General features: G+C 40.5%; 7 protein-coding genes and 1 pseudogene. 1 reads left to right on the forward strand and 7 read right to left on the reverse strand.

All coding sequences use genetic code 11. The features are described from left to right. From VIM94_RS08560 to VIM94_RS08590, 7 genes and pseudogenes are all read right to left on the reverse strand, one after another. A pseudogene (locus tag VIM94_RS08560) lies at positions 1-547 on the reverse strand (dipeptide epimerase); the annotation flags it as partial. A 10-nt stretch (positions 548-557) separates the two neighbouring features. Next, positions 558-2,372: a glycoside hydrolase family 9 protein gene (locus VIM94_RS08565; RefSeq protein ID WP_332038879.1), complete on the reverse strand. Its 1,815-nt coding sequence runs from the start codon at positions 2,370-2,372 to the stop codon at positions 558-560. 10 nt (positions 2,373-2,382) lie between these two features. After that, the gene (locus VIM94_RS08570; RefSeq protein WP_332038880.1) at positions 2,383-3,831 is read right to left on the reverse strand and encodes a sodium:solute symporter; all 1,449 of its coding nucleotides are present in this window, start codon (positions 3,829-3,831) and stop codon (positions 2,383-2,385) included. Between the two features lie 9 nt (positions 3,832-3,840). After that, complete coding sequence (locus VIM94_RS08575; RefSeq protein ID WP_332038881.1) at positions 3,841-5,442, reverse strand: glycoside hydrolase family 10 protein; 1,602 nt, start codon at positions 5,440-5,442, stop codon at positions 3,841-3,843. A gap of 164 nt (positions 5,443-5,606) precedes the next feature. Further along, the gene (gene murQ / locus VIM94_RS08580) at positions 5,607-6,440 is read right to left on the reverse strand and encodes an N-acetylmuramic acid 6-phosphate etherase (RefSeq protein ID WP_332038885.1); all 834 of its coding nucleotides are present in this window, start codon (positions 6,438-6,440) and stop codon (positions 5,607-5,609) included. 4 nt (positions 6,441-6,444) lie between these two features. After that, positions 6,445-8,016: a beta-N-acetylhexosaminidase gene (locus VIM94_RS08585; protein WP_332038882.1), complete on the reverse strand. Its 1,572-nt coding sequence runs from the start codon at positions 8,014-8,016 to the stop codon at positions 6,445-6,447. Between the two features lie 11 nt (positions 8,017-8,027). Then, a complete protein-coding gene (locus VIM94_RS08590) occupies positions 8,028-9,293 on the reverse strand; it encodes a sugar MFS transporter (protein WP_332038883.1) in 1,266 nt (421 codons plus the stop codon). Between the two features lie 378 nt (positions 9,294-9,671). Between VIM94_RS08590 and lepA the strand changes: the two genes are divergently transcribed. After that, on the forward strand, positions 9,672-11,468 hold the full coding sequence (lepA, locus tag VIM94_RS08595; RefSeq protein ID WP_332038884.1) for a translation elongation factor 4: 1,797 nt from the start codon (positions 9,672-9,674) through the stop codon (positions 11,466-11,468). Positions 11,469-11,618: the final 150 nt, after the last annotated feature.

Genomic DNA, 11,618 nt, shown 5'->3' on the forward strand with positions numbered 1-11,618 from the left:
AGGCGGCGTTTGCATCGACCCGAAAAACTGAATCGGTATGTTTCCTGAGCTCACGAATGATAGCTACGTCATCCTCAGTACCGAGTTTGATCTTATACAATGGCCAGGGGAAATCTTTGATCTTCTGCACCATTTTTTCAATCGTATCGATGCCAATGGTATAATTGGTAAGCGGAATATTGCTGATATCGAGTCCCCACATTTTATAGAGCGGCTGCCCGTTTCTTTTTCCGTGGAGATCATGCAGGGCGATATCCAGAGCACATTGTGCAAAAGGATTCTGTTTTAACTTAGGCCAGGTAAGCTCCCAGATCTCTTCCGGAGTTTTATGAATATTTTTAGCGAGCAAGGGCTCCAGTTTTTTAATATCCTCCTGCATCTTTTCTATACTGACTCCGTAATAGGAAGTTGCGGTAGCTTCTCCGTAGCCGGTAAAACCACCATCACTTACCGCCACAATTAATGTAGGCTGAAAATCACGGGAACCGTGACTAATGGTGAAGGTATTTTTTAATTCAAGATTATATGGATGAAATTCGAGTTTCATTATTATTTTTTTATTCATTATTGTCTTCGACATCCCTGGCGAACCAGGCCATAAAGAAGATTGCATCGGCCGTACCATCCATGGTTGGTTCATTGGTAGAATAATCTCCAAAATCATCGTGATAAACTACAAAATCAGTCTGAAACTTAGCAAATTCATCTTCCTCTTTCAGGCTTAGGCCTTTCAAATTTTCATAAACGCTTTTATAAACCGGACCATCCACTAATCCTCCAGGAACTTCTTTTCCTGTAAGATACCAGATACTGGTATGTACCTCTTCCGGATATTCGCCATTTTCCGGAATATTCATAAACATAGACGTTCCCCAGGGGTTATTTCCTAAAAGCCAATCCCTTTGTGCCAGCATGAAATCATGATACTGATAATCACCGGTCATTTCTTCATAAAGTATTATCTGGGAGATTAGATTAGCGGCTAAATTATTGGAACACCAGATGAAAGGAACCCCTATCTGAAAAGGGTTTCCTTGCCCCCGCTTTACAGTAGCTTTAATCCCATCCCTGTAATACTGCGCCAGTTTTTGTTGGAAAGCTTTATCTACATGCTCATACAGGACATAGTGCCCGATATTGAAAAAAGGATAATACCTGTAATGATCAGCCTCTTCCTTATCCATCCATGAAACCGAATTAGCCATATCAGCATAAGTTTTAGCATTATCTAAATAAGTTTCTTTCCCGGTATTAATGAATAACTCGGCGGCTGCCCACTCCATATCATCGGCCCAGGTGTCTTCGTTGTATCGGTAAGGTGCACCAAAAGAATTTCCTTGCTGAAAGCCTTCCTGTGCTCTTCCCATTTCATACAGATCTTTGGCTGCAATTCGGCATTTTTCAGCATAGACAGGATCGAATTCTTTCCAGATTCTTGCGCCAAGAGCCATTGCAGCAGCAGTTCTGCCTGCCAGGTTTGCAATCCCTGTAGCCTCACTTTTATATTCCTTAAGACCCTGAGGTTCTCCAGTGGCAAAGTAAGCCACTCGATAAGAGTTTGGTCCCCATCCGTAATCAGAAGAATCTTTATCGGGCCATTTCATTCCCAAATGATCCCTGTCATCGGCTACCTGGTGAAAAAGTTTGCCGGGACCACTGTGCATTTTATGGATCCAGTCCAATCCCCATTTGGCCTCGTCTAAAACATCCGGAATGCCATTGCTCCCCTCCTGCCCTAAAGCATTTACCTTATCTGCAAACTTTTCCGGTAGAAGCTCATAAGCTTTCAGCATTTTAGCGGTAGCGTTACTGGAAGTAATTAAATATTTTAATTGATCTCCTGCATCATGCCACCCACCGCTGAGATCAACGAAAGTGGAATCGGGCATGGGGCCATACATGCTTCGTCCATCACGCTGATGGCATACCATATCCAGAAAGGGATTATATCCACATCGCTGTTGGCGCATAAATCCAATCAAATCTTCATGGTGGTTTTTATAAGAATAATCCCGGCCAATCCCGAATTTTTTCGATTTTACTCCTGAATTTTCCATTAAGAGGTAATATTTTCCAGGTAGGCTTACTTCAGAAAAATCAGCCTTAAAATAGTGTTTGAAATTTCCCCAATCCCGCTTCTTACCGGGTTGTAGTTTCCCTTTATATATTTCCTCTCCTGATTCTGCCTCAATTATAACGAATTTTCTATCAGGTCTCTCATCTGAAAATACAATGGCCACTTTATGATCTTCCTCTAAGTAACCTGCTTGATTTAATCGGATAAAAACTTCCTCAGCCTTTGGTTGTCCCTGCAAGGAAATAGGGCTCGCAAAGTATAGTACCAACATGATGAATCTGAAAAATGTTTTCATAGGTGTTTAATTATATATTTACAGGCCTAGGTCTATAAAGAGCAAAAAGGCCTATAATAGTAATAGCCGCATTCACCAGGAGAATTTCAAATCCGAACTGATAACCATTAAACCATTGTGCGGAATTCCAATCTAAAATTACCGAAATAATTGGAGAGATAATACATATGAGAGGTACCCATTTATCTTTTACGGGATTACGGGTTAATAAACCATATACAAATAAGCCTAGTAATGGACCATAAGTAAAGCCCGCAACTTTAAACACTGCACTAACAACACTGCTATCATTAACCGCGTTAAAAATCACGATCACAAAGAACATTAGAATAGTAAAACCTATGTGAACCAGCATCCGGGTTCTTTTCTGGTCACCCTTTCGTTTTTCTATATCCAGGATATCTACACAAAAGGAAGTTGTTAAGGCAGTTAAAGCTGAATCGGCGCTTGAAAAGGCTGCTGCGATAATTCCTAACAAGAACACAATACCGGCCAGGATTCCAAAGTGGTTCAGTGCAAGTAGCGGATAGAGGTCATCTGAGCGTTCCGGGATTGCGATACCCTGGTCCATCGCATATTTATAAAGCAAAACACCTAAAGCAAGAAATAAGACGGTAGATATCAGGAATGTAATGGAAAACCAAAAAATATTTTTCTGCGCATCTTTCTGGTTTTTACAGGTAAGGTTCTTCTGCATTACATTTTGATCCAGGCCATTCATTGCAATGGTTATAAAAATACCAGCCAGAAAACTCTTAAAAAAATTGCTGTTGGAACGCCAGTCCCAGTCGAAAACATCAGACATACTGCTTTCAGAAACTACAGAAAATACCTGGGTAAGCTCAAGCTCCATATGATCAACGATTACAAAGATACTAATGAGCACTGCCAACAATAGAAATGTTGTCTGTAGGGTATCTGTCCATACAATCGTTTTTATGCCTCCGCGAAAAGTATATAGCCAGATCAATCCAATTGTTATTAAAACCGTGACCCAAAAAGGAATTCCGAAAGCATCAAAAAAAGCGATCTGCAACACCAAGGCAGCAAGAAAAAGCCTGAAAGAGGCACCAATGGTTTGAGAAATAAGGAAAAATGAAGCCCCCGTATAGTAGGAGTTCTGGCCAAACCTATCTTTTAAATATTCATAAATTGAAATTAGCCGAAGTTTATAGAATAATGGAATTAATACCAATGCAATTACCGCATACCCTACCAGGTTCCCCAGTACAAATTGCAAATAAGTCCAGTTTGAATTTCCAACCTCTCCGGGTACAGAGATAAAAGTCACCCCCGATAAAGTAGCGCCTACCATTCCATAAGCCACCAGGAACCAGGGTGACTGACGATTTGCAGTGAAATAGGTCGCGTTATCGGCCTTTCGTGAGGTGAAATGGCTTATGGCCATCAACATAAGAAAATATCCGGCGATGATGCTAAAGACTAAAATGGGGGACATACAAGGGGTTTATTTTATTACAATCTCTTTGAATTCACTTTGGTTTCCGCTTCTATCTACCGCAGTGATTCCTATTTTCTCCAGTTTCCGTTCCTGATCACCAACAATTCTTTGTAAATTCTGAGTGCGTGCATCGCTGCTTAGAATCTTGTAATCCCAGTTTCCTTCTTCATATTGAAAGTAAACAACCCAGCGAAAAACATCCTCTTCTTCTTCGTGCTCCCAGGAAATAACTACTCTGTCATTCTCGGCACGGGTACTCACTTTTGGGCTTTTTGGAGGTTTATTATCCAGCCAGGGGCTAGGCGGTACCAGGCTCTTTTTGTTGTAAGGACCTTCTTTAATAGCAGTTGAAAGTTCCTTATGCTTTAACAAAGGACCAATACTCCAGTGTACTGCTCCTTTGCTTTCGGGAAGCATCCCCCGGGTGATCATTATCTGATTTATGGTTTCATCTATATTTTTTTCGTCACCTCCCAGCCCTACATTCATTCCTGGCCACAAATGACGTTGTTTGGTATTTTCACTTTGCCACCATCCTAAAAGCTCGGGGAAACTCTGGCCAAAGCTATTGATTTGCCAATACAACTGTGGAGTATAATAATCTATCCAGGCTTCATTAAGCCAAAGTTTAGCATCAGCATAAAGTTTTTCATACTGGTCGTAACCGGTAACAGATTCAGGGTAACCGGGACGCCAGATTCCAAATGGGCTTAATCCGAATTTTACATGAGGTTTCTCTGCTTTTATTTCGGTGTAAACCCTTTTAATAAAGGTATTTACACTTTCCCGACGCCAATCTCCACGGGAAAGTTCTCCTCCGGCAGCCTGGTATGCTCTCCAACTATTATCATCGGGGAAATCCTCTCCATTGTTATAAGAATCATAAGGATAGAAATAATCATCAAAATGCACCCCGTCTAAGTCATATCTTTTTACCAGGTCCATCACTACGGCCAGTGAATGGTCCTGGGTTCCTTTTTGGGATGGATCCATCCACCACATCCCGTTTTGCAATTCAATCACTAGATCAGGATTGGTTTTTATAACCGACTTTTCACTGATTTCTTTTCCGGCAGTATGATGCGCCCGATATGGATTTAGCCAAACGTGAAGCTCCAGACCACGTTTATGGGCTGCATTTATCCAGAATTTTAGCGGATCGTAATATGGTTCGGGGGCTTTTCCCTGTTGCCCAGTAAGATAGTAAGACCAGGGTTCCAACTCACTTTTATATAGCGCATCAGCCTGTGGTCGAACCTGAAAAACCACCGCATTAAAATTATGCTCTTCTAAAAAATCAAGTAGTTCCAAGGCCTCTCTTTGTTGTTCTGAAGTAGAAAGACCCGGTTTGCTGGGCCAGTTAATATTAGCAACTGTGGCTACCCAGGCAGCTCGGAATTCCTCAATATTTTTTGGAGTTTTAGGATTCCAGGGGGTGATTCCGCCAAATTTTTCATTTAGCCGGGAAGGAACTTTTGGTTTATGAACACCCATGGTGTCTTTTGGCCCGATCTCTCCTGCCGGCATCTCGGGGGACGGTTGAGTAGATTTACAGGAAACAAGAATTGTGCTTAATACAAGAAAGTAGAATATGGATTTAAAACTCATAATTTTCGGAATAAAGTAAGTAGCTATTCAGCAAAAAAATAAAAGAGAAAGGGGCACTATAGATGTGCCGCTTTCTCTTTTATTGAAAGATTATATTCATTAGTATTCCCTCCAGTAATCTATATTTGAAGACGCCGGAGTAATTGACAAATTTAGTATGATTCTTATTTAAATTCATTTTTTGAGTTACTAACCGCCTTACGCACACTGCCATATTTTTTTAAAAGGTCAGCCGCCTTGGCTTCATCAACATCAAGTTCCTCCATGATCATCCTGGTTCCCCGGCCAACGAGCTTCTTATTGGAAAGTTGCATATCCACCATCTTATTGCCTTTTACCCGGCCTAATTTGATCATAACCGAAGTAGAGATCATATTCAATACCAGCTTTTGGGCGGTACCGGCTTTCATTCTGGTACTTCCGGTAACGAACTCGGGACCTGTTACTACTTCAATTGGGTATTCTGAAGCTTCAGCGAGTGGACTGCCTGAGCTACAGGTTATGCAGCCGGTAACTATTCCATTATCCCGAGCATCTTTAATTCCTCCTATCACATATGGAGTAGTTCCTGAGGCGGCAATGCCCACCAGGATATCTTCTTTCGAAATTTTATATTTCTGCAGGTCTTTCCAGGCTTGCTGAGTGTCATCCTCAGCGTTTTCCACGGCATTTCTTAAGGCAGTATCACCTCCGGCAATAAGCCCAATGACCATATCATCGGTTACCCCGAAAGTTGGTGGACATTCAGAAGCATCTAAGACCCCCAATCTGCCACTGGTCCCGGCTCCTATATAGAAAAGTCGTCCCCCGTTTTCCATTTTGGAAACAATAATATCCACCAGTATCTGAATGGCTGGAATTTGTTTCTCCACGCTTTTCGGAACACTTTTGTCCTCCTCATTAATATTGGTGAGCAACTCAGTAGTGCTCATCTTCTCTAAATCGTTATAGTTAGAAGATCTTTCAGTATCAGGGTTTTTCTTCATTTTCACAGCAATTTTTTTATTTTGAAAAAGGTATAAATCCAGAGAAAACTCCGTTACTTCTTTCTGAATTCCAGTTAACTTCAGGAGTACGGTAATAATCAACCTTCATTCTATCCAGTCTTTCCCCATGTTTTCCAAGTCTATTTAAAAAATCCTTATACTCACGGTTTTCAGTTTTACTCCAACCCACTTCAGCCAGAGCAATACTTCTTGGCCAGAACCTATCATCAAGCGCTGAATCGCTTAAGACCATTTCTGTCCACACCGGTGCTTCCACCCCAAGTACACTTGGATTATCAGATTTAAAATCATATACATTTTTCAATGAAACTCCATCTTCCTTGCACCAGTTATTGGTAGACTCCTGACCTTCAACATTAGCATGATCAAAATAAAAACTTGAGCAAATAGATTCAATTACCTTAACGTCTACTACACTTTCAACCTCCCCGTGCCAGCGCTGACTTATAAAACTTGAATCAACTTCTGCCTTGGTAGCTTCCTCCCATCCTATAGTTGTTTTACCCAAACCTCTCACGATTGAATCGGCTTTTACCATAAACTCTTCGTATAAAGGATCTTCGATCTCATCTCCTCCAATATGCAGCCATGGACCTTCGGTTATTTCGGCCATTTCTCCCATTACTGTAGCTACAAAATCGTAGGTTTCAGGATTCTCCAGACAAAACTTGCTCCAACCAACATTGTATTCGTGATATAATGCAGGAGGTGTAGCCCGGGCCGGAGTTAGATTGGCGAATTCATCGCAATTGAGTTCAGGGTAGGCCATAAGGGCAGAGTAATTATGCCCCGGCATGTCTATTTCGGGAATTATAATAATATTTCTGGCAGCGGCATATTCCTGGATATCTTTATATTCATCCTGGGTTAAAAATCCGGATCTCCCACCTTTCACAGCTCCTTTACTACCAACTTCAGTAAGTTTAGGTAATTGTTTGATCTCAATTCTCCATCCCTGATCGTCGGTAAGATGAAGATGTAGCCGGTTAAGCTTATAAAAAGCCATTCGGTCTAAGTGTTTTTTAATGTATTCGGGGCCAAAGAAACTTCTTGAGATATCGATCATAGTGCCACGCCATTCATACTTTGGTACATCGGTGATAGCTACCTGTTTTAATTTAATTTTTCCAGAGATCTTTTCGGTTTCTATTTCTGCAGGAAACATTTGTCTAAGGCTTTGGATCGCATAAAACAATCCGGCTTCAGTGGCTGCCAGAAGACTCACCTTGTTTTCGGTGATATTAAGTTTATAGCCCTCGTCCCCAAGGCTTTCCTTCAGGGTTTTATCTATTTTTAATGAAAATCCAAGACAATCTTCTCCCTCCATCGGGAAGCTTTGGGTATTGGTGTTTTTCAGCAATTGTTGCAGCCAGGCAGCCGATGCTTTCGCTTCGGAATTGTAACAAACCACTGTTTTTTCTGGAAGAGTAAAAACACCCTCTTTCCATAGAATTTCTGCCGGCTGCGGTATAATTGCCGGATTTTCTGCAATAACTTCCTGAGCAGCGCCCCCAAATGGAAGCCACAACATCAGTATAGATATTAAGTTTAATATGGTATTTTTCATAACTAAAAGGTTTATTTAATTTTGTGTCCTTTGGCTGCGAAGAACCAAATATAAAGGTAACTAGGTATTACAATCCAATAAGCCGACTGTGTATCAAAAGTATCGGCTAAATAACCATAAACAAGCGGCAATATAGCTCCGCCGGCCAGCGCCATAATTAGGAATGAAGAACCCATTTTAGTAAATCTTCCTAATCCGTTTAATGCTAGAGGCCAAATAGCAGGAAATACTAAAGCGTTAGCTAAACCTAATAGAGAAATAGAAAGCACTGAAATATAACCATCAGTAAAAATTGCGCTCAGGCCAAGGATAATTCCAAGAATACCCGAAATCTGCAATGCTTTTTGCTGGCTGATATATTTCGGAATAGTGACAGTACCAATTAAGTAACCCACAATCATTGCAATTAAGGTATAAGTAGTGAAATATTTAGCAATATCTGTGGAAATTCCCTGCCCATCACGGGCGTAGCTAATTACGGTGTCACCTGCAATTACTTCTACCCCCACATATAAGAACATCGCGAGGGTTCCTAATAATAAATTAGGAAACTGAAGGACGCTGGTTTTGCTTTTATTGGCAGCAGCAAGGGTTTCATCTTCCCCATCGGTTTCAATTTCGGGCAAGGCCGAATAATAGATTAGAACAGAAAGACCAACCAAAATAACAGCCATGACGACATACGGCGTAATTACCAGAGAGGCAAGTTCATCAAGTTCAGCTGCTTTTGCGGCCGCCCCCATTCCTTCCAGTCTTGCTTCTATAGCATCCATATTTTTTAACAGGATCGCACCAAAAATTATTGGAGCTAAAGCCCCGGCTACTTTATTGGCAATTCCCATTATACTAATTCGCTTGGCAGCACTTTCTATCGGGCCAAGAATAGTGATATATGGGTTTGCTGCCGATTGCAGTAAAGCGAGCCCCGTCCCCTGAACGAACAATCCAAAAAGAAACATTGCATAAGTTCTGGACATAGCTGCGGGAATAAAAATCAAAGCCCCAATTGCCATAACCACAAGCCCAAGAGACATTCCGTTTTTAAAGCCCGTTTTCTTTAAAACCCATGCAGAAGGAATTGCCATTACAAAATAAGAGATGTAAGAAGCAAAAGCAACAAGGTAAGATTCAAAATTATTTAATTGGCTGGCTGTTTTTAAAAAGGGAATCAGCACAGAATTTAGCCAGGTAACAAATCCGAAAATAAAAAATAACGCACCTATAATGATTATTGACCTGTTAGTGCTTTGACTACTTGATTGATCCTGTACTCCCATTTTTTAGTTTTATTAATTAGTTGAGATTTTGGAAGGCTTATTAAGCACTAATAAACTTAAACCAAAAATCCTACTTACAAAAAAAAGAAACTTTTTTAGAACGGATAGACACTTACCTAAGTTTTTTTAAGAAATAACAATAGATTTCTTATTTTTTTATTTATAAAAGAAGTTATAAAGTTTTTCCTCCAAGAATAAACTTGTTTTCTATCTATATTGGAAACGGCTTAAATAAACTATATTTGTAGCCTTAAATTCGGGGCTGTCAAAAAGTGCTGGAAATCCTTAGATTTGATTTTATAGTATTGTTTTTTAGATACATAAGAGAATTCTACTAACGAAACAAATCTTTTTGAACAGACTCACTCAAAATTTTTTATGAAGCATATTAGAAACTTCTGCATAATTGCTCACATTGATCATGGAAAAAGTACCCTGGCTGACAGGTTACTGGATTTTACAGGTTCGGTTACTGATCGGGAAAAACAGGAACAATTGCTGGACAGTATGGATTTGGAACGCGAGCGTGGCATCACTATTAAAAGTCATGCTATCCAGATGGATTATATTCATGAAGGTGAAAGTTATGTTCTAAACCTCATCGATACTCCTGGTCACGTAGATTTTTCCTATGAAGTTTCCCGGTCTATTGCGGCCTGTGAAGGAGCCCTTCTTATAGTTGATGCTGCTCAAAGCATACAGGCTCAAACAATCTCAAACCTTTATCTTGCTCTGGAAAACGACCTGGAAATTATCCCGGTTCTAAATAAAGTTGATCTTCCCAGTGCTAATCCTGAAGAAGTTACCGATGATATCGTAGATCTTCTGGGCTGTGATGCTTCTGATGTTATTCCTGCCAGCGCCAAAACCGGCCTGGGAATAGAGGAGATTCTACACGCCATTATCACCCGAATACCAGCACCTAGCGGAAAAGTAGATGCGCCTTTAAGAGCACTTGTTTTCGATTCTGTTTATAATCCCTTCCGTGGCGTAGAGACTTTGTTTAGGGTGATTAACGGGAGTATAAAAAAGGGGCAACATATAAAATTTGTAGCCACGGGGAAAGATTATTATGCCGATGAAGTAGGAACCCTGAAACTAAAACAACATCCTAAAAAAGAAATTAAAACCGGAGATGTTGGTTACCTCATCACGGGAATTAAAGATGCCCGGGAAGTAAAAGTAGGTGATACTATTACTGATGCAAAAAATCCAACCACCGAGGCTGTTGCCGGTTTTGAGGATGTGAAACCAATGGTTTTCGCCGGGATTTATCCTGTAGACACTGAGGATTACGAAGAGTTGAGAGCTTCTATGGAAAAACTTCAGCTTAATGACGCTTCGCTGGTTTTCACTCCTGAAAGTTCTGCTGCTCTCGGATTTGGTTTCCGTTGTGGTTTTCTTGGAATGTTACACCTGGAGATTATACAGGAACGTCTTGAGCGGGAATTTGATATGACCGTTATAACTACGGTACCCAACGTATCTTACCATGCCTATACCAACAAGAACCCAGAGGAGGTTATTCTGGTAAACAATCCTTCAGATCTTCCTGAACCTTCCTCCCTCAACCGTGTGGAAGAACCCTATATTAAGGCAAGTATCATCACCAAAGCCGATTATGTTGGTCCAGTGATGAATTTGTGTATCGAGAAACGCGGGGAGATTACCAATCAAACATATTTAACTCCTGAAAGAGTTGAACTCAGTTTTGATATGCCCCTGGCAGAAATAGTTTTCGATTTTTACGACAGACTAAAAACCGTATCGAGAGGATATGCGTCTTTTGACTATTCTCCTATTGGGTTGCGACAGTCCAAACTTGTAAAAGTGGATATCCTGCTTAATGCCAATAAGGTAGATGCGCTTTCCGCATTACTGCACGTTGATAATGCTTATGATATTGGAAAAAAGATGTGCGAAAAGCTTAGGGAACTTATTCCAAGACAGCAGTTTGATATTCCAATTCAAGCGGCAATTGGTGCAAAGATTATCGCCCGTGAAACGGTAAAAGCATTACGAAAAGATGTTACCGCCAAGTGTTATGGTGGAGATATCTCCCGAAAAAGAAAACTTCTTGAAAAGCAGAAAAAAGGGAAAAAACGTATGCGTCAGGTTGGGAATGTAGAAATTCCGCAGGAAGCATTTATGGCGGTATTGAAACTTAACGATTAATTTTTTAAAATGTCTAGTCCTAAATAACCGATACAGATTATTAAAGGATTAAATTTATTAATTAAAGCTGAACAATGTTCCCATTGTTCAGCTTTTTTGATTTATACTGTTTTCTTTTCAAGGTGCTTTGCTTGTGCATTTTATTTGGTG

It is taken from the genome of Salegentibacter sp. (genome assembly GCF_036568425.1).
Taxonomy (GTDB): Bacteria; Bacteroidota; Bacteroidia; order Flavobacteriales; family Flavobacteriaceae; genus Salegentibacter.